Source organism: Halobacillus sp. ABR2_026 (genome assembly GCF_056158545.1).
On record NZ_JBSWTM010000001.1, the window covers coordinates 1163756 to 1189173 of the forward strand.

A 25418-nucleotide genomic window follows, 5' to 3' on the forward strand; every position below is an offset into this window, starting at 1 on the left:
AATTTTTAGAAAATTTTTAGGGGAGGTCATTTTCGATCATGAAAAAGACAAATTGGTTACTGCTAGTACTTGCACTAGTACTAAGCATGTTCCTTGTAGCATGTTCTGGCGGGGACGATTCATCAAGTTCCTCAGATGATGCTGGTGGGGACTCATCAGATTCTTCTGATACAGAAGAACCTTCAGGAGATAGCGAACAAGTACTTAACATTACAGACTCTGCAGAGATTCCAACAATGGATGCATCTCTAGCAACTGATGCTGTAGCATTCCAATGGTTAGGTTCTACAACGGATGGTCTTTACCGTCTAGGTGAGAACGCACAACCTGAACCTGGTATTGCTAAAGATCACGAAGTTAGTGAAGACGGACTTACATGGACGTTCAACCTTCGTGAGGACGCTGTTTGGTCAAACGGCGACCCTGTTACAGCTAACGATTTCGTTTACGCATGGCAGCGTGCTGTAAACCCTGACACTGGATCTGAGTATGGTCCTTACATGATGGCGGGCGTTATTAAAAACGCACAGGCTGTTGTAGATGGCGATGCACCTGTTGAAGAGCTGGGTGTTTCTGCTGACGGCGACTATACACTAGTTGTCGAGCTAGAAAAGCCAGTTCCATATTTCGAATCTTTGACTACTTTCGGTACATTCCTACCGTTGAACCAGGCTTTCGTTGAAGAGCACGGTGATCAATACGCGCTTGAAGCAGACACACTTCTTTCCAACGGACCATTCAAGATTACAGAATGGAACCATGGTGAAGGCTGGACGCTTGAAAAGAACGAAGATTACTGGGATGCAGAAAACGTAAAGCTTGATACAATCAACGTTAACGTTGTTAAAGAAACATCTACAGCAGTAAACCTTTATGACACTGGTGAAATCGATCGTGCTGGTCTTTCAGCTGAGTTCGTAGACCAATACCGTACTTCTGATGAGTTTGTTGTAGAAGAAGAGCCTGTATTGTTCTACTTGAAGATGAACCAGGAGAACGAAGTATTGGGTAACGTGAATGCACGTAAAGCGATCCAAATGGTCATCGACCGTCAGTCTATGGTTGATGTTATTCTAAACAACGGATCAATTCCTGCAGTCGGACACGTTCCACAGAACTTTACGAAACATCCTGAAACTGAGGAAGATTTCCGTGAGCTTAACGGCGATCTTGTTGAAATGAACGTTGAAAAAGCTCAAGAACTTTGGGCTACTGCTAAAGAAGAACTTGGTATGGACACTGTAGAGCTAGGGTACCTAGGTGGAGACAGTGAAGTGGCTATGAACCTAGACGCTTATATCAAGGATCAGCTTGAACAGCTTGAAGGATTGAGCGTGAAAGTACAATCTGTACCTTTCAAAGAGCGCCTTCAGCGTGATGAAAACATGGAATATGACATCCAGAACTCCGGTTGGGGTCCTGACTACATCGATCCGAACACGTTCTTGAACATGTTCATTACAGACGGTGGAAACAACAAGACTGGCTACGCTTCTGAAGCGTATGATGGTCTAATTGAAAAAGCAAATACAGAGCTAGCTCAAGAGCCAGTAGAGCGTTTCGAAACGTTCTTGGAAGCTGAAAAACTTCTAATCCAAGAAGATGCTGTTCTTGCTCCGCTTTACCAACGTGCGACAGCAAGACTTTGGAAGCCTTATGTTAAAGGTGTAATCACTCAACCAATGGGTCCTGATTTCACTTACAAGTATGCTTATATTGAAGGTAAATAATTGACCTGACAATTTCCAACCACATATAGGCTTGCTTTACAGGGAAGAGAGTATATGTCCAACGTGTTGGCGTATGCTCTCTTTTTCCCTGCCAACTAATTATTCAGAGTATAGAAAAATTTCTGTCAATTACAACAAGAAAAGTAAGTATAGTAGGTTTACACATTCGGAGGTGTTCATATGACTCGTTATATTATCCAACGACTGATCTATATGGTTATAACGATGCTCTTAATTGCTACCTTAACGTTCTTCCTGATGAAGTTTTTACCAGGTACTCCCCTAAGTGCTGCAGATAAATTATCAGATGAACAACAGGCGGTAGTATTAGAAAAATACGGATTGAATGATCCGGTTCCAGTTCAGTATTTCAATTACATGGTCAATTTGACGCAAGGTGATTTAGGCATTTCATTCCAGTTCGATAATCGTGAAGTTACGAATATCATTATGGAGCGTATCGGACCTTCCATGCAGCTTGGATTCCAAGCTATGTTAATAGGTACAATTATCGGGATGTTATTAGGATTAGTGTCTGCGATTTATCATAATGGTCCGTTGGACTATACATCGACATTCCTTGCAGTGTTAGGACAGTCAATTCCATCATTTGTTTTTGCAGGTCTACTCCAGTTCTACATTGGTGTTAAATTCGGCTGGCTGCCAGTTGCCTTGTGGGAAGGCTGGGAATATACCGTACTACCAACTGTATCGTTGGCCATCTTCCCAATTGCAATTGCTGCTCGTTTTATGAGAACAGAAATGCTTGAGGTAATGGGGTCTGATTATATTGTGACCGCCCGTGCCAAAGGCGTGAACAAGGTCGGCGTCGTATTCAAACACGGTTTAAGAAACGCCTTAATACCATTAATTACAGTGTTGGGGCCGCTGGCTATATCGTTGATGACTGGTACTCTTGTAATTGAGAACATTTTTGCTGTACCAGGAATAGGTGAGCAGTTCGTCAAGGCGATTAATATGAATGATTACCCAATCATTATGGGAACGACTCTTTTACTTGCTTTCCTTTTCATTTTCATCATCTTGGTCATCGACTTGCTATATGGAGTCATTGATCCTAGAATTCGACTGGCGGAAGGAGAGTAATCAACTATGGATAACCACAAACCATCAAAAGACTTATTTGTGCCCGTAGAAACTAAAGAGACAGAAATAGAGAAGATGTCGCGGCCAAGCCTTTCCTTCTGGCAGGATTCCTTTATCCGTCTACGGAAAAACATTGGCGCAATGATTGGGCTTGCTATTTTAATTGTTTTAGGTTTAATGGCTGCCTTTGGTCCATATATGAACGATTATGGACAGTATGAACAAGACCTTTCTCGTGCGAAAATGCCTCCTAAGATTGAAGCCTTAGGCTGGCTTGGAATGGATGGGACGCTTTCTGATGTCCAGTCTGCCGGCACGTTGGAAGATGCAGAAAATAAAGCGTTGATGCGATTTAACAATCAGGAAGAATTTATCACAACAGAGGTATTAAACGACGGTTCCAATGGAGAACCAGCTGAAGTTCGAGCAACATACGATGTGTACGCAGCTAAAGATATGCAGGAAAACTTCTGGTTCGGTACAGATGGTCTGGGCCGTGACCAGTGGACCCGTACATGGATGGGAACGCGTGTATCTCTTTATATCGCCTTTTTAGCAGCTGCCATTGACATGGTCATTGGTGTAGCATATGGCGGGATTTCAGCCTATTATGGTGGCCGAGTTGATAACTATATGCAGCGTTTCATTGAAATTCTTGTAGGTATTCCGAACTTGGTTTTGATTATATTGATGATCCTAATACTAGAACCTGGAATCATGTCTATAACCATAGCTCTTGCTATATCAGGTTGGATAGGAATGGCCAGGATCGTGCGAGGACAAATCTTAAAGCTGAAAAACCAGGAATTTGTACTGGCTTCCCGCACATTAGGTGCGAAGGATAGTCGTATTTTGCAAAGACATCTGATTCCAAACACACTGGGATTGATTATCATTAATACGATGTTCTCCATTCCGGCAGCGATTTTCTTTGAAGCATCTTTAAGCTTTATCGGGCTTGGGCTTCCAACACCGATGGCTTCTCTTGGTACATTGATCAATGCAGGATTCCAATCCTTGCAGATTTATCCACACATTCTATTATTCCCGGCAATTATAATCTCTCTAATCATGATTGCCTTTAACGTCTTAGCTGATGGTCTTCGAGATGCATTCGATCCGAAGATGCGCGAATAGGAGGTAGGTGTACAAAATGGAAAAACTACTAGATGTTAAAAACTTGCACGTCTCCTTCGACACCTACGGTGGTGAAGTCAAAGCTGTACGCGGCGTAAACTTTGATGTAAAAAAAGGAGAAACTCTGGCAATTGTAGGAGAGTCAGGTTCCGGTAAATCTGTTACAACAAAAGCTCTCATGCACTTGATTCCAAAGCCGCCAGGCAGGATTAAGGAAGGAGAAATCCTTTTTGAAGGTCGCGACCTGGCTCAAATGAATGAAAAGCAGATGCAAAAAATCCGTGGTAAAGAGATCTCTATGATCTTCCAGGATCCGATGACTTCTTTAAACCCGACTATGAAAGTCGGCAACCAGATCATGGAAGGTTTGATCAAGCACCAGAAGATGAGCAAACCTCAAGCACGTAAGCGTGTAGTGGAGCTGTTGGAACTTGTCGGTATCCCAGATGCGGAGAACCGTATGAAACAGTATCCACACCAGTTCTCTGGCGGAATGAGACAACGTGTTGTTGTCGCCATTGCTCTGGCTTGTAATCCGAAATTATTAATTGCCGATGAACCTACAACGGCTTTGGATGTAACCATTCAGGCTCAAATCCTTGAACTGATGAAGGATATTCAGAAGAAAACAGACTCTGCAACCATCTTCATCACCCACGATCTTGGGGTTGTAGCGAACGTTGCGGACCGTGTGGCTGTTATGTATGCAGGTAAGATCGTAGAAGTAGGGACAGTGGATGATATTTTCTACAATCCGCAGCACCCTTACACTTGGGGATTACTAGGATCCATGCCTTCTCTTGATAGTTCTGATGAAGAGTTGTTTGCAATTCCTGGTACACCGCCAGATTTGTTGGACCCTCCTAAGGGGGATGCTTTTGCTGCACGTAACCAATACGCTATGAAGATTGATTTCGAGCAGGATCCTCCAATGTTTAAAGTGAGCGAATCACACTATGCTGCTACGTGGCTGCTTCATGAGAACGCACCAAAAGTTGAACCACCAGCAGCAGTTAAGAAGCGGATGGAAGGTATGGCTAAGTCATCCGGCAGTTCGGAAGGTGAACGTATATGAGTCAAGATAAATTAGTGGAAATTAAGAATTTAAAACAACATTTTAAAACAGGCCGACATAGTGTCGTAAAAGCGGTCGATGGTTTGAACTTTGATATTTATAAAGGGGAAACCTTCGGATTGGTAGGAGAATCTGGTTGTGGGAAGTCCACAACCGGACGTACCATCATCCGGTTGTATGATGCAACAGATGGAGAGGTCATCTTTGATGGGGAGAACGTCCATGGTAAAAAATCACGGGAAGATCTTAAGAAATTCAACCGTGAAATGCAAATGATCTTCCAGGATCCCTATGCCTCTTTGAACCCTCGTATGAAGGTTGAGGACATCATTGCAGAAGGTATGGATATCCACGGTCTTGCTTCAGATGCGAAAGCGCGTAAACAAAAGGTCCAGGAGTTATTGGAAACAGTTGGTTTGAACAAAGAGCATGCGAACCGTTATCCACACGAGTTCAGTGGTGGTCAGCGTCAAAGAATCGGAATTGCTCGGGCCTTAGCGGTTGATCCTAGCTTCATTATCGCGGATGAGCCGATTTCAGCACTTGACGTATCCATCCAGGCCCAAGTAGTAAACCTTTTGAAAAAGCTTCAAGAGGAGAATGGACTCACTTATTTGTTCATTGCCCACGACCTGTCCATGGTTAAATATATTAGCGACCGGATCGGAGTCATGTACTTCGGGAAAATGGTTGAACTTGCAGATGCTGATGAATTGTATAAACACCCGATTCATCCTTATACGCAGTCCCTTCTCTCGGCTATTCCACTTCCGGATCCCGATTATGAGCGTTCACGTGAACGTTTCACTTATGATCCTACAAAACATGATACAAGTGAAGAACCTGAATTCCGTGAAGTTCGTCCAGGACATTTCGTTCTTTGTACGACCAAAGAATTCGAGCAGTACCAGCGAGAGCATGGTACTGGGGAATAACTGTTAAAAAAGACTCTGTGCGTCCACAGAGTCTTTTTTTATAGGATAAGGTTAGGAGAATAGATGTATTGTAAGGAATTTTATGAAAAATTTTCAAGCACCTCTGTTATAAACCGTCTGGCTCTTTTATAATGAAGATTAGAAGAATTTAGGATAGGAGTAGGATGCAATGGGGAAAAGACAACTTTGGATGACAATCTTGACGGGGGTTCTCCTTTTCGGAATGATGGGTACATTACATAACGTAGAGGCAGAAGAAGGAGAAGGATCAAAAGGTGTAGCAATGCTTACGAAGAAGAAATCAGGATTGAAGGAATTAGCTGTTCCGAGTCCTGCTGCAAGATTTACTTACAATTCCGGACTGTCATTCGAGTATCCGGATGCCGTCCGAGGAATCTATGTAACAGGTCCATCTGCCGGAGGTGCGAAGATGGCCGAGCTTACAAAGCTTGTTGAGGATACAGAATTGAATGCTATGGTCATCGATATTAAAGAAGACCATGGGAACATCACTTTCGAACCAGAAGAAGGATCGCCTTATGCCGAAGTGGCTGAAGGGTTTATCGATGATCCCCGTGCCATGCTGGAAGAACTTGAGGAAAAAGGCATCTATCCGATCGCACGTGTTGTGGTTTTTAAGGATAGCCTTCTTGCTGAAAAGCGTCCAGATTTATCTTTCACAGAAAACGGTAAGGTTTGGAAGAATGGCAAAGGTGAATCTTTTGTTAATCCATTTATGGAAGAAGTTTGGGAGTATAATGTAGAGCTTGCAAAAGTAGCTGCTGAAATGGGTTTTGAAGAAATTCAATATGATTACGTCCGTTTCCCTGAAGGTTTTGGAAGCCGGGATGATGTCCTGGAATATGGGCAGGGGAAATATAAGGACATGGATATGGATAACGTGCAGAAACGAGTACAGGCGGTTACAGATTTTGTAGAATATGCCCGCGGAGAGCTTGAATATTACGGAGTTGATGTATCCGTAGACATTTTCGGATATTCTGCGACCATCACGGAAGCACCGAATATCGGTCAGAATTTCTCTAAGATTTCATCGAATGTGGATGTTATCTCTTCTATGATCTATCCAAGTCATTGGGGGCCTTATTTCGGGATATCCAAGCCGGATGCTGAACCCTATCGACTGATCAATGAATATGCGAAAGTAGAAAATGAGGTGCTGGACGCTTTGGAGAATCGTCCGACATCCCGTCCATGGATTCAGGACTTTGAAGCACCATGGCTTTACTCAGGACCTACAAAGCAATATGGAAAGGCAGAAGTAGAAGATCAAATCCGTGCCTTAAATGAAAATGGAATCAATGAATTTCTTCTTTGGAATGCAGGGAACAATTACACGAAAAATGTAGACTATACACCATTGAATTAGAGTAAAGGTGCGGGGTGTGTCATCCCGCACCTTTATAGTCATATTAAAAAGAAGAGAGCTGAGCCTAATTCTGCCTGTGAACAGCTGGTGATTTTCTATAATCAGGATATTAGTTGATTTACATTTTCTCACCGGTAATAGATATGGAAAGTATATCTTTATGTCATCTGCTACACTATAAAATTAGATAGGCTGCCAAATGCAGCCCCTGTATATGGAATAGTATTTAACAATACAGGGATTATTCGGTATAATAGACATGACTAATGATAAGGGAGTAGATCAATGAATTGGTATGAGAAGTTGAACGAGTATTTTCCTGTAGAGGAAATGAAATCGAAAGAACACATGGAAGCATTACTGAAAGAAAAGAGTAACGTATATTACAAAGATGAAGGAGAACATCACGTACTGATGTACGCGGAGTTTGATGCTTTTTTATTTATCGATTATGTATACGTTTCCACTGCTTCGCGTGGTCAAGGACTTGGTCATAAACTCATTGAAAAAATGAAAGCGAAAGGCAAGCCGATCATCCTTGAAGTGGAACCTGTCGATTATGATGACTCGGATACCGAAGCACGACTCCGCTTCTATCAGCGTGAAGGATTTAAGCATGCAAAATCCATTGGCTACACTAGACGTTCTGTCGTTACGGACGAACTTAACCAGATGGAAATCCTTTACTGGTCTCCAGAGGACGCCTCTGAAGAACAAATTTATGAACAGATGAAAGAAATGTACACGGAGATTCATACGTACAAGGATAAAGAATTCTATGGGAAGTCTTATCAGCCTGTAGATGAAGTCCTTACCCATGATGTAGATCGTGATACTGAAAACATTTTAAAAGAACTGGATAAAACCAAAAATTGATCATCAATACCCACCAATTAGAGGTGGGTATTTTCAATGAACATGGATTAGTTGAAAATGGCTGCTTTGTCTATTTTCTTTTAAAAAGGGGTTTAACATATTAAAAATGGTGGTATAGGTACACGGAAACGAATTATAATTGCTTTCTGTAACATATGTTCGTGTTTTTATAGATAAAACTTGACAGGTGTGTTATAGTAGAACCATGGTTAGATTATATTGATTACAAATAAATAAGCAATTAAAGTTCTACCATAAAATATTGAGGAGTGAAGTTTCTGTATGGTTACACTTTATACCTCACCAAGTTGTACATCATGTCGTAAAGCCAAAGCATGGCTCGAAGAGCACAATATTCCATATTCTGAGCGTAATATTTTTTCTGAGCCGCTCACGTTGGATGAGATTAAAGAAATTCTTCGTATGACGGAGGATGGAACGGAAGAAATCATCTCAACACGCTCGAAGGTTTTCCAAAAGCTTAAGGTGGATTTTGATCAACTGCCAATGCAGGATCTATTTGACTTGATCCAGGAAAATCCAGGGTTGCTGCGCCGACCAATCATTTTGGACGACAAACGACTGCAGGTAGGTTATAACGAAGATGAAATCCGACGTTTCTTGCCTCGAAGTGTACGAACATTCCAATTGAAAGAAGCTCAACGCTTAGTCAATTAATAAATAAAAAGCTGTGAAGGTAATATATACCGGCACAGCTTTTTTATTTTCTATATACATACAAAATTGGGTGTTTTTTCGTTAGACTGCCGTGCCTTTTCGTTTGTTGGAGAAATAACCTAAAGTAATGACTGCAATAACCATTACAACGGAGAACCATTGATGGATGAATGGGTAGTCTTCCATGTGCTGGAGGATGTAGCGGTCTTCCATCACCATTTCAGCAGCTGTATAGGCTAAGATTCCAGCCCCGAAGTAAATGAGGAGTGGAAACTTATCCATAAGCATGAGGATACCCCGACTTCCCCAAACGATGATTGGAACAGAAACTAACAAACCGATGATCACGAGAATGATGTTGTTGTGGGAGGCCCCTGCAATAGCAAGAACATTATCGAACCCCATGACGATATCAGCGAATACAATCGTCTTTACAGCGGCTGCCAGACTATCGCCTGCTTTAATATGATCGCTTTCGTCTGTATCAGTCAGCAGTTTCATGGCAATATAAATAAGAAGCAGCCCACCGATTAATTGAAGGAACGGAATTTGGAGAAGATAAAGAGCAACCATAGTCAAGAGAACCCTCGCAGCGATAGCTAAGCCTGTCCCGAGCAGAATCGCTTTGTTCCTCTGCTCAGGCGGTAAATTACGGCTGGCTAAAGCGATGACTACGGCATTATCTCCTCCAAGGATGATATCGATACTGATAATAATGAGTAATGGTTCAAGCAAGTCCCAATTCATTGAAAAATCCTCCTGCTATGTAGTGACAAACCTAAGGGAATAAGCTAAAATAAAAAGTCAATCAACCAAATGAGGCCTTATTTCCAAGTTTATTCATGACGCAATGGGTCATATGCTGAAATCGAGCATTTTGTTTTCAAAACAGCCTTTGCTGTCATACAATAGAATTACATCAACCCTTATATCTACACATCATGACGGTTGAAGCTTTGGCCTAACGGGTAAGGTTTTATAAGCGCCACAAGGGTGAGTGTTCCCTTCCCCCTTAAAACATGACAAGAAGGGAGAGAAACGTATGGAAATCGAACGCATTAATGAAAATACCGTTAAATTTTACGTGACATATCAAGATGTAGAACAAAGAGGTTTTGACCGAGAAGAGATTTGGTATAACCGTGAACGAAGTGAGCAGCTTTTTTGGGAAATGATGGATGAAGTGAATGATCAGGAAAACTTTCAGGCGGATGGCCCTTTATGGATCCAAGTCCAGGCGATGGACAAAGGACTGGAAGTGATCGTTACTAAAGCTCAAGTATCCCAGGATGGGCAAAAGCTCGAACTACCGAATGATGACGGTAAGGCAATTGATGTTCCAGTGGATGAAAAACTGGAGTCACTGCTTGATGATAAATTCCATTCTTCAGAAGACTACGATCAAAAAGGTGACGATGAGGAGGATCAAGAGGATTCGGATGAACCTCTGACCTTTACCCTGAAGTTCAACGAATTTGAGGATGTTATCCAATTAAGTCATTACGTAACAGCTACAGATTCTATGGAACAGCGCTTATTCCATTTTGAAGATCGTTACTATTTATATATTCAATTCAATGATGAAAATATGAGTGATGATGACCAGGAAAATGTCTTAAGTCAATTAATGGAATATGGACATGAATCCTCTCTTACGATTCACAGGTTGGAAGAGTACGGGAAGACAATTTTCGACCATCAAGCTTTAGATTCAGTGAAACAATATTTTCCTGTTGATTAATTCAACGAGCACACAATTGCGTGTGCTTATTTTTTTGTCAAAATTCAGCTGAAGGATAGTAAATGTTGAGGGGACATGGCAGGGATTTGTTGGTTATTGTCGAATAGAAAGGGAGTGGAGGTGATGAATCAAGTGTTATATGCATTGAATGCAAAGGGAGACCTGGAATCCTTATATCCGTTAACCAGGGTGGAAATTGAGCAGAAAAGAAAGGCCTGTTATTTCTGTCCCGTTTGCCATGAGTTGCTGCACATTCGTTCAGGAGACCGTACTGTACCTCATTTTGCCCACGTGCCAAAAAGTCGTTGTTCAGCGTTTAAAGGAGGGGAGAGTATTGAACATGAACGTGGAAAATGGAAATTGTTCCAGTGGTTGAAAGGCCAGGGCTATGAAGTATCCATTGAAACGTATTTGCCTGAGATTCAACAAAGGCCCGATTTGTATATGCTTATAAATGAAAAGAGAATTGCAATCGAATATCAATGTGCTGCCGTTCCTAAGAAAAACATTCTAAGACGGACGACCAGTTATCGTGAAGCGGAAATTTTTCCTTTTTGGATTCTCGGACCCAAACATTTTCATTCCCCCATTACCCTCAATGATTTCACCCGCACATTTCTATATTACTTCAATGATGACTATCAGATGTTTTACTTTCATGCTTCCAAAGATTTATTCACTGTGGTCACCCATGCTCAATCAGCAGGTGGCAGGCGATTGGCCGCGAACATCTCCTCTTCCTCTCTTCACAAACTTTCTTTTCATCAATTATTTACCACAGGGTCGCCATCTTCAAGTAACCATCGTTTATTATCTGAAATTGAGCGATTATGGTACAGGAACCGGACGGTTTACGAACGGGAGGTCAGCTCTGAGGAAAGGCAATATCGACAGTACCTTTATTTAAGAGGATACCATTTTTCTTTAATCCCGAGTATTTGTTATCTGCCTGTACGGAGCCAGGTACAATTTGAGAAAAAGCCTTATCTCTGGCAGGCCCGTTTGTTTATCGATTACTTCCAGGACATTCCCGTTGGTTCGTATGTTCAATTCCCCCGATTGGAAGTTCCTCCTACTCCGAATGGATATTCTCCAGATTTCAGCTTTCAATATTTAGAGTTGCTCGCTCAATTAAATATCGTAGAAAAAACAGGGAAGAATAATTACATCAAGAAGAAGCAGGTGACGTTCCATAAACGTTTGGATGATGCGCTAAAAGACGACTGCGAAACGTTGCAGCGATTGAAAAATTTACAAAGAATTAAGATTTAGGAAGGGATTTGCAGGTGAATCGAGAATTTTTTAGGGTGACGAATTATTTTTAAGGAGGATGTAGGATGTCTTCAGCGAAAGAGCTACCTAAGAGAGAAGAAATACCTGTTGAAAAAACATGGGACCTTGAAGCTATGTTTGCGACAGATGAAGAATGGTATAAAGAATTAGAAGAAACGAAGAAGCTTCTTCCTGAATTAGAAAATTTTCAGGGCAAGCTTGGAGAGTCAGCGGAACAGCTGTATGAGCTCCTTTCTTTTCAGGATAAAATTTCTAATAAAATCGGTTTATTGTACACCTATGCTCATATGAGAAACGATCAGGATACAACGAACTCCCATTATCAGGAGATGAATGCGAAAGCAGAGAATCTATACACGAAAATCGCATCAGCCATGAGTTTTATTGTGCCCGAAATTCTTGCGCTACCTGAAGGGAAAGTGAAGAACTTCATCGAATCTCATGAGCCACTTAAACTTTATGAGCATACTTTGGACGAAATTACACGTCAAAAGAAACATGTATTAAGTGAAAAAGAAGAAAAGCTCCTGGCAGGCTTTTCTGAGATAGGAGCGAATCCTTCCCAGACATTTGGAGCGCTAAATAATGCTGACCTCACTTTTCCTGCCATTAAAAATGAGGAAGGCGAAGAAGTGGACCTTACGCATGGTCGTTACATTAACTTTTTGAAATCGGATGATCGCGAAGTCCGAAAATCCGCTTTCCATGCGATGTACGATACATTCGGATCGTTCAAGAACACATTTGCCTCAACGTTGAGCGGTCATGTGAAAAAGAATAACTTCAACGCTTCGGTGAGGAAATATGAGCGAGCACGTCAGGCAAAACTGGACAGCAACAATATCCCGGAAACGGTATATGACAATCTTCTCGAAGCAGTGAATGAACGCCTGCCATTATTACACCGTTATGCAGAGCTTCGGAAACAGGTATTGGACCTTGATGAAGTTCACATGTATGACCTGTACACTCCTCTTGTAAAAGATGCAGAGATGAAAGTTTCCTATGAGGAAGCTCAGGACTTGGTTGTTGAAAGTCTGGCCCCCCTTGGGGATGAGTACGTCAACATTGTGAAAGAGGGCTTTGAAAACAGATGGATTGATGTAGAAGAGAACAAGGGCAAACGTAGCGGGGCTTATTCATCAGGACATTATGGTACAAATCCATATATCTTAATGAATTGGCAGGATAACGTAAACAATTTATTTACGCTTGCTCATGAACTGGGGCATTCCCTCCATAGTTATTATACACACAATAACCAACCCTACCGTTATGGTAACTATTCGATTTTTGTAGCGGAAGTGGCATCTACGTGTAATGAAGCTCTTCTAAATGAGTACATGATTAAGAAGACGAACAGCGAAAAAGAGAAGCTGTACTTGTTGAATAATTTCCTGGAAGGGTTCCGTGGGACGGTCTTCCGTCAGACGATGTTTGCGGAATTTGAACACGAAATCCATGTGCAGGCCCAGAATGGAGAGGCGTTAACGGCAGAGAAACTAACGGAAATTTACTATGACCTAAATAAGAAATATTTCGGAGACAATATTGTCATTGATGAAAAGATCGGGCTTGAATGGGCGCGGATCCCTCATTTCTATATGGGGTATTATGTATACCAATACTCAACCGGTTATGCAGCGGCGCAAGCCTTGGCAGGGCAAATCCTTGAGGAAGGGGAGCCTGCTGTAGAACGTTACAAGAATTTCCTGAAAGCCGGAAGCAGTGATTATCCAATCGAAGTTTTGAAACAGGCTGGTGTGGATATGACTTCAAAAGAACCGATCCTTGCAGCTTTGGATGTATTCGAAGAAAAACTAAATGAAATGGAAGAACTCTTGAATAAATAATGATAAAGGGCACCAGCAGGACAATATGTTCTGCTGATGCCCTTTATTTAAATCCTCGAAAAGTCCTTTTATGAGAAGGCATAGATATGATCAAATAGATGGCGATCACCAACAGAGGGGAACTGATATAGACCGGATATAAATTCATGAGAGCAAACAAATGAAAAGCTCCAAGAAGAAGGAAGAGGAGAAGGAAAAAAATGAACATCCAAACTTTCATCTTCACACCTCCATGATACATTTTATGGAGGAGAATGGTGTTCCATGACTTTTCTACATAGAAAAACTCCCGGAAACGGGAGTTTTCAAGTTTAAATATACTGCCAGAATGTCCCGTGTTTCACCGGGATTTCCTTCACTTTTTGTCTCAAAACAAGTTTCTTCATTTCTCGTTTGGCTTCTTGTTCGGTCCAGTCATACACAACAGCAATTTCTTTGTTGGCAACAAAGCGATAGTGGTGCAAGAAATCCTCCAAAGCTGGTTTCATTCCAGGCTTTGGATCTTTTTGCAGCATTTCTTTCAACACTTTCACATACACGTCGTACGTGTAAAGACCAGTAATTTTTAAACCGGCATCTTCCTCCGATTCATTGAAGATGACGATTGTAGGGGTGGAGTCCACTTCCATTTCACGGGCGAGTTTTAAGTCACACTGCAGTGCACGCCGGGCGGGCTCCCCGTGAAGGTCTTTTTTGAATTCCGTTACATCCAGACGTGATTTCTCTGCGCATTCAATAAGGACAGATTCGTCCGAAATGTTTTGTTTTTCTAAGAATACATACTCCTGAACTTTACGAAGAAAGCGCACGCCTGCCTTCTTTCCCTGGAGTTCAGCGGCTTTAACAGCAAGGGCTGTGGCAAGAGGAGAGGAAACAGGGTTTTCAAGCCACACATCTCCATCACAGCACATGCCTGTACGTGAACCGGTTTTATCCCAGGCTTCCTTCAAATTTTCAGGTTTCTTGATTTTGTTCTGATATAGGGATGCCAGTTTACCACTGATGATCGGTCGAAGAGTAAAGAAACGCCCGTATTCGATCGTGAGCTTTTTAAGAAAGGGTTCGAGTGACCAGCATTCAGGGCAGAGAGGGTCAATGAATACGTATATTTCGATCGGTCTTTTCAACAGATCGAAAAAGCCGCTCGTCGTTCCTGAAGTTTCATTGTCACTGTTCATACTTTTCCAACTCACATCGATTCTCCTTTCTCATCGTCTGGTGAATTCATCATATGGTTTGCTGTCATGGTGAGCCTTTCGAACATAAAAGAACGATGAGGTTCTTGGATGTCTACCTCTGTCATCGCGCCAGACATGCAGGACAGCCATGCATCTCTTCTGGCAGGTGTAATTTTGAAGGGCAGGTGCCTGGCCCTCAACATAGGGTGGCCATGTTCCTCTACATAAAGAGGAGGGCCTCCGAAAAACTGGGTCAAGAACTGCTTCTGTTTTCGTATGGTTTCTGTGAAATCGTCCGGAAAAATAGGGATAAGATCCGGATGTTGTTGGACGCGTTTATAAAAAGCTTCCACGAGTTCATCTATTTTATCTTTTCCGATTTCTTCAAAAAACGTTTCTCTTTGTTGCATAAAATCCCTTCCTGTCTGTTCATCATTTTAGCAATGAGGGTTGAAATACGGCAACTATTCTGATTGCAGTCGCTTTCTATCATAGAAACGTTTGATTTTATTATCTGTCTTTCGCTTTGGAATATTGCAAGCGTGCAGGATTTCTTCCATGGCTTTTTGACCGATTTCTTTCGTCCCGGCTTCCACTTCGAGCTCATAATCTTCCTTGTCATAATAAAGGCTGTGGTCGAGGACGATGGTCGCTCCTTTATAGTCCAGTTCTTTCCGTCTTGTGGTCAGGGATCCTAAATAGTTCAAGTGGCCTAAGGATACCCCAAGCCCCTGCAATTGTTTGGATACATGGGGTTTATCTGTCATCTTGTTCTGAATCCAGAGATTTGCTTCCTTCTCTGTCAATGAGTCATGGGTTTCCAGGAGTCCGTCTGAGTGAGGCTCCTTCAGAGTCAATGTCCACTGTCCTTTTTTCTGACGGATCCTTAGAGCGGCTCCCTGCTTCTTAAGGGTTAGATCTTCTGTTTCAAAATAATAATTGGTTTGCTCCATGAGTTCAACTGATTTGAATGGTAAAAAATGATAAACTTTTTCATATTCGTCTTTTGTTAATAAGTTTTTAAATTCAATTTCAATTTCCTGTGTCATCGTTAGACCTCCTGATCGTGGTTTATTGTCAGGCGCTCTGCTTAATTTGCAGGCTAACTTTATGATACAATGAATCATGAACAAAACGCACATAATTACTATGAAGATTGGATACATAAAGGTGGTTGCTTGATGAATTGGGATATATTTATAGCACCTTATGCACAAGTGGTTGATGAATTAAAAATAAAATTAAAAGGGATGCGTCGTCAATTTGAATACGAAGAGGAGCAATCTCCGATCGAGTTCGTAACCGGACGCGTCAAACCGAAGTCCAGTATTATAGAGAAAGCAAGGCGAAAAGCGATCAACCCTGAACACATCGAAGAAGAACTGCAGGACATTGCCGGCGTGAGAGTCGTCTGTCAATTCGTGGATGATATTTATGCTGTCGTTACTATGCTGCGGAACCGTCATGATTTCGAAATCGTTGAAGAAAAGGATTATGTTTCAAGGAAAAAGGATAGTGGGTACAGATCTTTTCATGTCATTATCCGTTATCCAGTTGAAACGATCCACGGCGAAAAGAAAGTATTGGCTGAAATTCAAATCCGTACACTTGCGATGAATTTCTGGGCGACGAATGAACACTCATTGAATTACAAATACTCAGGGAAAATACCAGCAGAAATCAAATCAAGGCTAAAACGTGCCGGTGAAGCCGCTTTTCAACTTGATGAGGAAATGTCAAAAATAAAGAGTGAAATTCAAGAAGCCCAACGTGCATTTTTAAGAAAAGAAGAACAAAAGAAAAATCCTAGAAAAACATAAAGGAGTGGTGGAGCGATGAAGTTCTCGATCCTTTCAAAAGGTGACCAAAAATCGAATGAAATCCGATCGAAAATCAAGAACTATTTGACGGAGTTCAAGTTGGAATACAATGAAGATGAACCGGACCTTGCTATTTCCGTCGGAGGAGATGGGACATTATTGGAGGCTTTTCATACGTATGTCCATCGATTGGATAAAACAGCTTTCATCGGGATACATACCGGGCATCTCGGGTTTTATGCGGACTGGATGCCAGAGGAATTGGAAAAGCTGATCATAGAAATTGCCAAGACGCCTTTCCAAGTAGTCGAGTATCCACTCCTTGAAGTCACCATCCGCCCAAAAAGTGGAGGGGAAGAAGATCGTTATCTCGCATTGAATGAGTGTACGATTAAAACATCCGAAGGTTCTGTCGTGATGGATATTGAGATTAAAGGTGATCATTTCGAAACCTTCCGCGGAGATGGATTGTGCGTTTCCACACCATCCGGTAGTACAGCTTACAACAAAGCGCTTGGTGGAGCAATTCTTCACCCTTCTCTTGAGGCATTCCAAATCGCAGAGATGGCATCGATCAATAATCGGGTTTTCCGTACGATTGGATCCCCTTTAATCCTCCCTAGCCATCATACATGCATGTTCAAACCGAAGCATGATCGAAGTTTCCTCTTCACCATCGATCATATTACGAGAACCTATAAAGATGTAAAATCGATTCAGTGTCGTGTAGCCGAAGAAAAAGTGCGTTTTGCACGTTTTCGTCCGTTCCCGTTTTGGAAACGGGTCCATGACTCGTTTGTCGCCGATGATTACTCCGATTAAAGTAAGAAAGGAATGGCAGATTACGGAAGCATACTCCGGTTTGTCCGTCCGCGATTTTCTTTGGAAAGCTGGGGAGTTTTCCCGTCAATTGTTAAAAAAGGTGCGGGTAGATGGTTCGGTATTCATTAACGGTATTCAAAAGGATCTATGGCACTCTTTGACCGAAGGCGACGAGATTATGGTCTTGTTTCCTGAAGAAGAAAAAGGATTGATTCTTCCGCATGAAGGTGATCTGCCTGTGGTATTTGAAGATGAAGATGTCCTCGTGCTGGACAAGCCGGCGGGCATCCCGGTCGTTCCTCCGGGTGATCCAAATGAAGCATCGATCGCCAGTTATTTGCTTTATGATTATGAGCGAAAGGGGTACCCCTGCACCGTTCATATCGTTACAAGGCTTGACCGTGATACGTCAGGATTGATGCTGATTGCGAAACATGCGTATAGTCATATGCTCCTAACGAAAAATTTAGAGGCCATTTCCCGTCAATACACAGCTATTGTAGAAGGGAATTTTCCAAATAAGAGAGGAATTATTGATGCACCGATTGCCCGTGCAAAAGATTCCATTATACGAAGGATGATTTCCCAGGAAGGGAAACCATCCAAAACGCGGTATGAACGATTGGAAACCAATGCTTCTTACACGAGGATGCGGTTTAAACTTCTGACTGGTCGCACTCATCAAATTCGTGTCCATATGTCTTCCCTCGGTAACCCGTTGGCAGGAGATACGTTGTACGGCGCCCGAAAAATAGATGGGGTGGAAGGACAGGCTCTTCACTGTGAGCGTCTTCATTTTATTCATCCATGGAAGAAGAAGAAGATGACATTCCTTTCAGAGCCTCCGATGAACTGGTCTGCGCTTGTCTGAAAATTGAAGATGTCTACTCCTCAATAGTACGGAGCATTTTTAAATGGAGCAGGGGCCTTGAGGCTCCTGCTCCATTTAATATCTGAACTTTTCCTCTACAAACGGCAGGGAAGAGGAAACTTGGACGATTTCTTCTTCTGGAAGCCGGAAAGCCGTTAAGCTTCCTCCAAATACACAGCCTGTATCGATATTCACGGTCTTATGAACAAAGCGCGGTTCCCGAACAGGGGTATGTCCATAGACAATCCACCGGTCTCCGGAGTAGTGCTGAGCCCAATCTCTTCGAACGGGTCGTCCATCTGGAAGTTTCTCTCCGGTAATGTCTCCGTAAAGAACGAATGTTTCAATCCTTTTACTTTCATATCCAATATCTTTTTCCTGAATTCCTGCATGAGCAATTACTGCATGCACGTCATTCAGAATCAAATGCAAAGGGGCTTGTTCGTAGAGTTGCTGGAATTGGTTTTTAATGGTACCCTGATCTTCTTTTGGAAGCGAACGATATTCAGCAGAAGTGGTTTCAAGGCCATGCTTTTCCTGGACGGGGTTTCCAAGAAAGAACCGGTATAATTTGTTGCAATGATTTCCCGGGACATAAAGCGCACCTTTTTCCATGACCAGCTGATGAACAAGCCGTATACACTCAATGGATAAGGGCCCACGGTCTGTGATATCACCTACAAAGACGGGAACCCGTCTATCAGGGTGTGCGGGTAGCCCGTCCTCCCATTGATACCCTAGCTTATTGAATAATTCTTTCAATTCATCCAGGCAACCATGAACGTCTCCGATGATATCATAGCGCATATTCATTCTCCTTTTGATTGTTGTTCTGCATTTATCCACTCGTCATGCCAGTCGTCGATATGGGAGATATTTTTCCCAGGGGCTTGGAATACTAAACATACGACATGTCTATTCCCTTATCTGGATTCGTTCTGTTAAACTACATTTATGTGATGGATTTGACTGGATGAAATGAAGAACTTTCGTTGACAAACACGTTCTTCGCCATTAAGATTAAACGGTCAAAAACGAAATAGACGCTGGGGAGGGTTGCTTATGGAACACTTAGATGACCAGGAGCGCCAAGAAGTATGGACGAATATAAAAGATGCTTTATTCAATGATCACATCGATCAGTTCCGAGCTGAATTTCTGGAGTTGCACCCTTACGATCAAGCCCGTATATTTGAAGGTTTGGAACAGGATGTACGCCTGCAGATTTACACCTACCTCTCACCTGAAGAGGTGGCCGACGTTATGGAGCATATCGATTATGAAGAAATTGAACCTTACTTTACGGAAATGGCCCCGACTTTTGCTGCGCAGGTATTTGCTGAAATGTCTACGGATGATGCTGTTGATATTTTCAACGAATTAGATAAAGATAAAGTGGCAAGCTTTTTGACCATCATGGATGATGATGCAGCAGACGAAATCAAAGACCTGCTTCATTATGAAGAAAAAACAGCCGGTTCCATTATGACCACAGAATTTGTTGTCGTTAAAGCCGGTATGACGATCAAGGAAGCGATGGTCCATCTGAGAACAGAAGCCCCTGACGCCGAAACGATTTATTATACTTACGTCATTGATGAAGATAAACGGCTCGTCGGTGTTATTTCGTTGAGGGATTTGATTATTTCAGAAGAAGAGTGGTTGATTTCCGATGTTATGAATGAACGAGTGGTATCGGTTTCAGTCGGCGAAGACCAGGAGGAAGTCGCACGTATGGTACGAGATTATGATTTCCTGGCCCTTCCGGTCGTAGATTTCCAAGACCATCTTCTTGGAATCATTACGGTTGACGATATTATGGACGTTATGGAAGAAGAAGCGAGCGATGACTATTCTAAACTCGCAGCCGTCTCTGATGTCGACAGCCCTGATGATAATGCTTTTGCATCAGCAAAAAAGCGTCTGCCATGGCTGGTCATCCTCCTCTTCTTAGGAAGTCTGACAGCAAGTCTTATCGGTCGATTTGAGGACACCTTGGATCAAGTGGCTATTCTCGCGATCTTCATTCCTTTGATTGCCGGAATGGCCGGAAATACAGGAACGCAGGCCCTGGCCGTTGCAGTCCGCGGAATAGCTACCGGGGAAATTGAGAAACAAGGAAAATGGAAAATGATGATGAGAGAAGCAGGCACAGGAATCATAACAGGATTGTCCTGCGGTGTATTGATCACTCTCATTGTATATATATGGCAGGAAAACTTCTTTTTAGGTGCCTTAGTTGGATTGTCCATCTTTATGACCTTGGTTGTAGCAACATTGGCCGGCTCTCTCGTTCCCCTTCTTATGCATCGTTTAAAGATCGATCCTGCTGTTGCTTCAGGTCCATTCATTACTACAGTAAATGACTTAATTTCCATCTTAATTTACTTTGGACTTGCGACAGCATTCATGAATTTATTGATTTAAGGAAGGAGGGCGAGTATGGAACATGGCGCTTCAGTAACTTCTTTAGTTATTGTAATTATCGCAGCATTCATAACTCCCATCTTACTACACCGATTTAAATTGAACGTCATCCCGGTAGTAGTCGCAGAAATCATCGTAGGATTAATCATCGGTCAAAGTGGATTTGACATTGTAGAACAGGGAAGTTGGTTAGAAATACTGTCTACTTTGGGATTCATTTTTTTGATGTTCCTTAGTGGTTTGGAAATTGATTTTTCTATATTTGCAAGTAGAAAGAAGAAAGCGAAGCCGGAAAACCAGGGGACAGGAGCTCCGAACCCTGTGTGGGTGGCTACCATTGTCTTTATTGGCATATTCGCCATATCCCTGGCACTTTCTTACCTATTCGTGTTGGGCGGTTTCATTGACAATGCCTTCTTGATGACGCTGATCATTTCCACCATTTCCTTGGGGGTGGTCGTGCCGACATTGAAGGATGCACAAATGATGAAGACAACAATCGGTCAGACCATTCTTCTTATCGCTGTTATTGCCGATCTTGTTACAATGATTTTGCTTGCCGTTTTCGTCTCCATCTATGGAGAAAGTGGCGGGAATACGTGGTTACTGCTTATTCTATTCGCCGCAGGTGTTCTCTTCTATTACATCGGTAAAAAGTTCCGGCATCAGTCATTCGTCGAGACGATGGCTAAAGGGACCATTCAAATCGATACAAGGGCTGTATTCACGCTTATCCTTTTACTAGTAGCTTTATCTGAAACGGTAGGAGCAGAGAATATTCTAGGTGCTTTCTTAGCAGGTACTCTGGTTTCCCTGCTGTCCCCTAACCCGGAAATGGTAAAGCGTCTGGACAGCTTCGGGTATGGATTTTTGATTCCAATTTTCTTTGTGATGGTAGGAGTAGAGATTGACATTTGGAGTCTATTCACAGACTCCCGTGTGCTGATTTTAATTCCACTGTTATTCATCGCTCTGCTCGTATCAAAAATTGTCCCTGCCTTGATCTTAAGTAAATGGTACGATAAGAAAACCGTCTTCGGTTCAGGATTCATCCTGACTTCTACTCTTTCCTTAGTCATTGCTGCCGCTGCGATCGGCAAGCGCGAAGGAATGATAGATGATCAAATGGAAGGAGCCCTGATCCTTGTGGCAGTGCTGACATGTCTAGTGGCACCAATTGTCTTCAAGAAGGTTTATGGCCGTTTTGAGGACGAAGACCACAAGACAGTCGTATCGTTCATCGGATCGAACCGTATGACCTTACCTGTTGTGCGGGAGCTCGATATCCAATCGTATGAAACCCATCTGTATCATACAAAGATGGATAAAGTCGATGAAAGAATTAGTAGGAACTGCTTTGATATTAAAGAGTTAGATGGGTACAACGTGGAAAAAATGAGAGAACTCGGAGTCTTTGATGTAGACTTGATTGTAGCATCCACCGGTGATGAAGAGCGAAATGCTGAAATCGCCAGGTATGCTAAAGAACAAGGGGTTGAGCGTATCATCGTACGTGTGGAATCCCCTGATTTATCTCAGGAAATGAAAGACCTGAATATCAATGTCTTCTCTGTATTCCTGTCATCAAAAGCTCTCCTGAAAGCGATGATCGAGGCTCCGAATGTTGTAGATATTCTAACGAAACAAGATAGTGCCCTTTATCAAATCAACATGAACAATTCCGTTTATAACGGGATCCACCTTCGTGAATTTCCATTTACGGGAGATGTCATCATGGTGCGGATCTTCCGTGGGAAAGATTCCATCGTCCCTCATGGGGATACAGAATTGAAAATGGGTGACCGTTTAATTGTGACCGGTTCTCATGAGTACGTAGAAGAACTGAAAATGGAACTTGAATATTGTGAATGGTGTTAACCTTCAACCGCTGCTTCTCATCACGAGAAACAGCGGTTTTTTTACTCTTCTTCCCTATAACTCCCTTCAGTTGAAAACTCAGTTTCGAGATGTTTTTGTGATCCATTCCCCCCAGCCCCTTAACTAATGTCTCGAAATGGAGTCTTCAAAGAAACGGCTAATATATTGAGTGAAATCCATTGGTATATCCTATTTTTGGATAGAGAATGGGCTTATGTATGTGGAAATAGGGGAAGGGTAAAAGGGTGTTTGTTTTTCAAAAGTTTATGGTTTAAAATAGGAGCAGGTACTAATAACAAATACTAATTCAGAGCCTATTACCTCGAGGAGGGTATTAAATATGAACTTTTCATTAGAAGGACGTACTTATGTTGTCATGGGTGTCGCGAATAAACGAAGCATTGCCTGGGGAATTGCCCGCTCCCTTCATTCAGCTGGAGCGCGTTTGATTTTTACCGTGGCAAACGAACGGTTCAAAAAATCCGTTCAGGATCTTGCAGACACGCTTGAAGGTGGCGAAGAATCGCTTGTTTATGAATGTGATGTAACGAATGATGAGGCCATCATCGAAACGTTCGAACAAATCGGGAACGACGTAGGAACAATCCACGGTCTTGCCCACTGCATTGCATTTGCAAATAGAGAAGAATTAAAAGATGAGTTCTTAAATACAAGCCGTGACGGTTTTCTCACCGCACACAACATCAGCTCTTATTCTCTGACGGCTGTAGCTCGTGCAGCTCAACCTTTGATGACTGATGGTGGAAGTATCGTAACCCTCACATATCTCGGCGGTGAGCAGGTCGTGAAAAACTATAATGTCATGGGTGTCGCTAAGGCAAGTCTTGATGCAAGCGTTAAATATTTGGCTAACGATCTTGGGAAGCATAACATTCGGGTCAATGCTATATCAGCAGGGCCGATCCGTACGCTTTCTGCTAAAGGAGTCGGTGATTTCAACCAGATCCTAAAAGTTATCGAGGAACGTGCGCCATTACGCCGTCCGGTTACTCAAGAGGAAGTCGGAGATACAGGCTATTATTTGATGAGTGACCTTTCCCGTGGAGTAACGGGTGAAGTGATTCACGTAGATTCCGGCTTTAGTATCGTAGCTTATTAAAAAAACCCCCTTTCCTGCCTATATGAACTATACCCCGAATAATGGACACTGATAAAAAAGTGCCCTTATTCGGGGTTTTTTGTGTTTCATGACCTCGATTGTCCATTTATAATCGAATTAACTAATGCGAGCGAGGGATAAACATGCCTAAGATTATTTTTACTGAATCACAAAGAAGAGAACTTGAGTCCAACCCAAACATCTTAAGAGTTTCAGATCGATCCATCACCTATTCTCCTGATTTCAAAGTGAAAGCTGTGAAGGAAAACGAGAAAGGGAAAGGACCTCACCAAATCTTTGTCGAACATGGATTCGATCTCTCTATTATTGGTGTTAAAAAGCCAAAACAATGTATAAAGCGCTGGCGAGAAACGTTTCAGAAGTACGGAGAAGATGGGTTTTACACCGAACGCCGAGGGAAAAGTGCGACAGGGCGCCCCTCATCAAAAGAGCTTTCCTCTGAAGATAAGCTGAAGAAAGCAGAAGCGCGCATTGCGTATCTAGAGGCGGAGCTGGACTTCGTAAAAAAGCTCGACGAACTCGAAAGGCAGGCGAAGAAGAACAAGTAACGACATCAGAAAAATTTCAGCTTATTGAACAAATGGTAAGAGATCATAATTTCCCAGAGTTGGTCCAATATTTTTGTGAGTTAGCGGGCGTCAGTCGCTCTGGTTATTATAATTGGTTAAAATCAGAAGGTACCCGCGCAAAAAGAGAGCAGAAAGATGAGGCGGATTACAAGCTGATTAAGAACGTGTATATCCGGAAAAATGGAAAAGTGGGAGCCCTCCAAATCAAAATGATTTTAGAGAACGAAGAGAACGTTGTGATGAACCATAAGCGTATCCGCCGTATTATGAAGAAGTACAGTCTGGTGTGCCGTATTCGGAGATCAAACCCTTATAAGCAAATCGCTCAAGCAACACAAGAGCATAAGACGTGCGAGAATAAATTGGAGCGTCAATTCGATCAACAAGAACCACACAAAGTCCTTCTAACAGATATTACCTATATCTACTATGCGAAAGGGAAGAAAGCTTATTTATCCGTAATTAAAGATGGCGCAACAAGAGAAATACTAGCTTATCATCTTTCAACATCCTTAAAGATGGACATTGTGTACACGACGCTTGATAACTTAATGGAACGCGAAGACTTTATTCCCCACCCAGACTGTCTTATCCATTCCGACCAGGGCGTGCACTATACGCATCCGGAATTCCAAAAGAAAGTCAGTAATCTAGGTTTGGATCAGTCGATGTCCCGTCGCGGTAACTGTTGGGATAATGCCCCGGTGGAGTCCTTCTTCGGGCACATGAAAGATGGGATAGATTTTAAAACATGCACTTCTGTTTTTGAAGTCAAGCAAGCGATTGAAGAATACATGGAGTATTACAATGAAGGTCGATATCAGTGGTCCTTACAAAAAATGACCCCGGTACAATACCGAGGTCACCTACTAGCAGCCTAGCACTTTTTATTAAACT

Annotated in this window: 23 protein-coding genes; 18 read left to right on the forward strand and 5 right to left on the reverse strand. The window is 42.4% G+C overall.

The genetic code is table 11. The annotated features are described in order from the left end of the window. Positions 1-38 precede the first annotated feature (38 nt). The 8 genes from ACXADE_RS05950 to spxA all read left to right on the forward strand — a co-directional run bounded on the left by ACXADE_RS05950 (position 39) and on the right by spxA (position 8928). Positions 39-1730 carry a peptide ABC transporter substrate-binding protein gene (locus tag ACXADE_RS05950; protein WP_474979567.1) on the forward strand — a complete coding sequence of 564 codons (1692 nt, stop codon included), beginning with the start codon at positions 39-41 and terminating at the stop codon, positions 1728-1730. Between the two features lie 180 nt (positions 1731-1910). After that, positions 1911-2837, forward strand: a complete 927-nt coding sequence (gene opp3b / locus ACXADE_RS05955; protein ID WP_474979568.1) for an oligopeptide ABC transporter permease — start codon at positions 1911-1913, stop codon at positions 2835-2837. A 6-nt stretch (positions 2838-2843) separates the two neighbouring features. Further along, positions 2844-3974: an oligopeptide ABC transporter permease gene (opp3C, locus tag ACXADE_RS05960; RefSeq protein ID WP_474979569.1), complete on the forward strand. Its 1131-nt coding sequence runs from the start codon at positions 2844-2846 to the stop codon at positions 3972-3974. Positions 3975-3990: 16 nt separating this feature from the next. Further along, the gene (locus ACXADE_RS05965; protein ID WP_474979570.1) at positions 3991-5049 is read left to right on the forward strand and encodes an ABC transporter ATP-binding protein; all 1059 of its coding nucleotides are present in this window, start codon (positions 3991-3993) and stop codon (positions 5047-5049) included. Continuing rightward, complete coding sequence (locus tag ACXADE_RS05970; protein ID WP_474979571.1) at positions 5046-5984, forward strand: ABC transporter ATP-binding protein; 939 nt, start codon at positions 5046-5048, stop codon at positions 5982-5984. Before ACXADE_RS05965 ends, ACXADE_RS05970 begins: the two co-directional genes overlap by 4 nt. Positions 5985-6153: 169 nt before the next feature. After that, on the forward strand, positions 6154-7374 hold the full coding sequence (locus tag ACXADE_RS05975) for a putative glycoside hydrolase (protein WP_474979572.1): 1221 nt from the start codon (positions 6154-6156) through the stop codon (positions 7372-7374). Positions 7375-7659: 285 nt separating this feature from the next. Next, positions 7660-8250: a GNAT family N-acetyltransferase gene (locus ACXADE_RS05980; protein WP_474979573.1), complete on the forward strand. Its 591-nt coding sequence runs from the start codon at positions 7660-7662 to the stop codon at positions 8248-8250. A 282-nt stretch (positions 8251-8532) separates the two neighbouring features. Further along, positions 8533-8928, forward strand: a complete 396-nt coding sequence (spxA, locus tag ACXADE_RS05985) for a transcriptional regulator SpxA (protein WP_474979574.1) — start codon at positions 8533-8535, stop codon at positions 8926-8928. 81 nt (positions 8929-9009) lie between these two features. Here spxA and ACXADE_RS05990 read toward each other — a convergent pair whose 3' ends face one another. Continuing rightward, positions 9010-9675, reverse strand: a complete 666-nt coding sequence (locus ACXADE_RS05990; protein WP_474979575.1) for a TerC family protein — start codon at positions 9673-9675, stop codon at positions 9010-9012. Between the two features lie 295 nt (positions 9676-9970). On the opposite strand from ACXADE_RS05990, the gene mecA reads away from it, so the two are divergent. The 3 genes from mecA to pepF all read left to right on the forward strand — a co-directional run bounded on the left by mecA (position 9971) and on the right by pepF (position 13815). Then, complete coding sequence (gene mecA / locus ACXADE_RS05995) at positions 9971-10669, forward strand: adaptor protein MecA (protein ID WP_474979576.1); 699 nt, start codon at positions 9971-9973, stop codon at positions 10667-10669. A 123-nt stretch (positions 10670-10792) separates the two neighbouring features. After that, a complete protein-coding gene (locus ACXADE_RS06000) occupies positions 10793-11941 on the forward strand; it encodes a competence protein CoiA (RefSeq protein ID WP_474979577.1) in 1149 nt (382 codons plus the stop codon). A gap of 65 nt (positions 11942-12006) precedes the next feature. Continuing rightward, positions 12007-13815, forward strand: coding sequence for an oligoendopeptidase F (pepF, locus tag ACXADE_RS06005; RefSeq protein WP_474979578.1), 1809 nt, complete (start codon positions 12007-12009; stop codon positions 13813-13815). Between the two features lie 311 nt (positions 13816-14126). Here pepF and ACXADE_RS06010 read toward each other — a convergent pair whose 3' ends face one another. The 3 genes from ACXADE_RS06010 to ACXADE_RS06020 are packed head-to-tail and all read right to left on the reverse strand — an operon-like array spanning position 14127 to position 16042. Beyond that, positions 14127-15008, reverse strand: coding sequence for a ClpXP adapter SpxH family protein (locus ACXADE_RS06010; RefSeq protein ID WP_474979579.1), 882 nt, complete (start codon positions 15006-15008; stop codon positions 14127-14129). After that, the gene (locus ACXADE_RS06015) at positions 15005-15403 is read right to left on the reverse strand and encodes a globin domain-containing protein (protein WP_474979580.1); all 399 of its coding nucleotides are present in this window, start codon (positions 15401-15403) and stop codon (positions 15005-15007) included. Before ACXADE_RS06015 ends, ACXADE_RS06010 begins: the two co-directional genes overlap by 4 nt. 54 nt (positions 15404-15457) lie before the next feature. Next, positions 15458-16042 carry a CYTH domain-containing protein gene (locus tag ACXADE_RS06020; protein WP_474979581.1) on the reverse strand — a complete coding sequence of 195 codons (585 nt, stop codon included), beginning with the start codon at positions 16040-16042 and terminating at the stop codon, positions 15458-15460. A gap of 132 nt (positions 16043-16174) precedes the next feature. On the opposite strand from ACXADE_RS06020, the gene yjbM reads away from it, so the two are divergent. The 3 genes from yjbM to ACXADE_RS06035 are packed head-to-tail and all read left to right on the forward strand — an operon-like array spanning position 16175 to position 18506. Further along, positions 16175-16813, forward strand: a complete 639-nt coding sequence (gene yjbM, locus ACXADE_RS06025; protein WP_474979582.1) for a GTP diphosphokinase — start codon at positions 16175-16177, stop codon at positions 16811-16813. A 15-nt stretch (positions 16814-16828) separates the two neighbouring features. Continuing rightward, positions 16829-17635, forward strand: coding sequence for an NAD kinase (locus ACXADE_RS06030; RefSeq protein ID WP_089653950.1), 807 nt, complete (start codon positions 16829-16831; stop codon positions 17633-17635). Beyond that, entirely contained in the window at positions 17601-18506 is a 906-nt protein-coding gene (locus tag ACXADE_RS06035) for an RluA family pseudouridine synthase (RefSeq protein ID WP_474979583.1), read from the forward strand. The genes ACXADE_RS06030 and ACXADE_RS06035 overlap by 35 nt, the downstream gene beginning before the upstream one ends. Positions 18507-18581: 75 nt before the next feature. On the opposite strand, the gene prpE is transcribed toward ACXADE_RS06035, so the two are convergent. Continuing rightward, entirely contained in the window at positions 18582-19313 is a 732-nt protein-coding gene (gene prpE, locus ACXADE_RS06040; protein WP_474979584.1) for a bis(5'-nucleosyl)-tetraphosphatase PrpE, read from the reverse strand. A 255-nt stretch (positions 19314-19568) separates the two neighbouring features. Between prpE and mgtE the strand changes: the two genes are divergently transcribed. From mgtE to ACXADE_RS06060, 4 genes are all read left to right on the forward strand, one after another. After that, positions 19569-20933, forward strand: a complete 1365-nt coding sequence (gene mgtE / locus ACXADE_RS06045) for a magnesium transporter (protein WP_474979585.1) — start codon at positions 19569-19571, stop codon at positions 20931-20933. Between the two features lie 15 nt (positions 20934-20948). Next, on the forward strand, positions 20949-22811 hold the full coding sequence (locus tag ACXADE_RS06050) for a monovalent cation:proton antiporter family protein (protein ID WP_474979586.1): 1863 nt from the start codon (positions 20949-20951) through the stop codon (positions 22809-22811). A gap of 340 nt (positions 22812-23151) precedes the next feature. Further along, complete coding sequence (gene fabI, locus ACXADE_RS06055; protein WP_474979587.1) at positions 23152-23931, forward strand: enoyl-ACP reductase FabI; 780 nt, start codon at positions 23152-23154, stop codon at positions 23929-23931. Between the two features lie 143 nt (positions 23932-24074). Next, a protein-coding gene (locus ACXADE_RS06060) for an IS3 family transposase (RefSeq protein ID WP_474979588.1) occupies positions 24075-25402 on the forward strand; the annotation gives its coding sequence in 2 pieces (ribosomal slippage) (positions 24075-24447 and positions 24447-25402; 1329 coding nt in all). Positions 25403-25418 lie beyond the last annotated feature (16 nt).

Excerpts from the sequence above, each read along its gene's own strand:
- ACXADE_RS05990 (WP_474979575.1), bottom strand. The coding sequence starts at position 9,675 with ATGAATTGGGACTTGCTTGAACCATTACTCATTATTATCAGTATCGAT.
- ACXADE_RS05980 (WP_474979573.1), top strand. The coding sequence starts at position 7,660 with ATGAATTGGTATGAGAAGTTGAACGAGTATTTTCCTGTAGAGGAAATG.
- ACXADE_RS05950 (WP_474979567.1), top strand. The coding sequence starts at position 39 with ATGAAAAAGACAAATTGGTTACTGCTAGTACTTGCACTAGTACTAAGC.
- ACXADE_RS06050 (WP_474979586.1), top strand. The coding sequence starts at position 20,949 with ATGGAACATGGCGCTTCAGTAACTTCTTTAGTTATTGTAATTATCGCA.
- ACXADE_RS06030 (WP_089653950.1), top strand. The coding sequence starts at position 16,829 with ATGAAGTTCTCGATCCTTTCAAAAGGTGACCAAAAATCGAATGAAATC.
- ACXADE_RS05965 (WP_474979570.1), top strand. The coding sequence starts at position 3,991 with ATGGAAAAACTACTAGATGTTAAAAACTTGCACGTCTCCTTCGACACC.
- mgtE (WP_474979585.1), top strand. The coding sequence starts at position 19,569 with ATGGAACACTTAGATGACCAGGAGCGCCAAGAAGTATGGACGAATATA.
- ACXADE_RS06000 (WP_474979577.1), top strand. The coding sequence starts at position 10,793 with ATGAATCAAGTGTTATATGCATTGAATGCAAAGGGAGACCTGGAATCC.
- spxA (WP_474979574.1), top strand. The coding sequence starts at position 8,533 with ATGGTTACACTTTATACCTCACCAAGTTGTACATCATGTCGTAAAGCC.
- yjbM (WP_474979582.1), top strand. The coding sequence starts at position 16,175 with ATGAATTGGGATATATTTATAGCACCTTATGCACAAGTGGTTGATGAA.
- ACXADE_RS06035 (WP_474979583.1), top strand. The coding sequence starts at position 17,601 with ATGACTCGTTTGTCGCCGATGATTACTCCGATTAAAGTAAGAAAGGAA.
- mecA (WP_474979576.1), top strand. The coding sequence starts at position 9,971 with ATGGAAATCGAACGCATTAATGAAAATACCGTTAAATTTTACGTGACA.
- prpE (WP_474979584.1), bottom strand. The coding sequence starts at position 19,313 with ATGCGCTATGATATCATCGGAGACGTTCATGGTTGCCTGGATGAATTG.
- pepF (WP_474979578.1), top strand. The coding sequence starts at position 12,007 with ATGTCTTCAGCGAAAGAGCTACCTAAGAGAGAAGAAATACCTGTTGAA.
- opp3C (WP_474979569.1), top strand. The coding sequence starts at position 2,844 with ATGGATAACCACAAACCATCAAAAGACTTATTTGTGCCCGTAGAAACT.
- opp3b (WP_474979568.1), top strand. The coding sequence starts at position 1,911 with ATGACTCGTTATATTATCCAACGACTGATCTATATGGTTATAACGATG.
- fabI (WP_474979587.1), top strand. The coding sequence starts at position 23,152 with ATGAACTTTTCATTAGAAGGACGTACTTATGTTGTCATGGGTGTCGCG.
- ACXADE_RS06020 (WP_474979581.1), bottom strand. The coding sequence starts at position 16,042 with ATGACACAGGAAATTGAAATTGAATTTAAAAACTTATTAACAAAAGAC.
- ACXADE_RS05970 (WP_474979571.1), top strand. The coding sequence starts at position 5,046 with ATGAGTCAAGATAAATTAGTGGAAATTAAGAATTTAAAACAACATTTT.
- ACXADE_RS06015 (WP_474979580.1), bottom strand. The coding sequence starts at position 15,403 with ATGCAACAAAGAGAAACGTTTTTTGAAGAAATCGGAAAAGATAAAATA.
- ACXADE_RS05975 (WP_474979572.1), top strand. The coding sequence starts at position 6,154 with ATGGGGAAAAGACAACTTTGGATGACAATCTTGACGGGGGTTCTCCTT.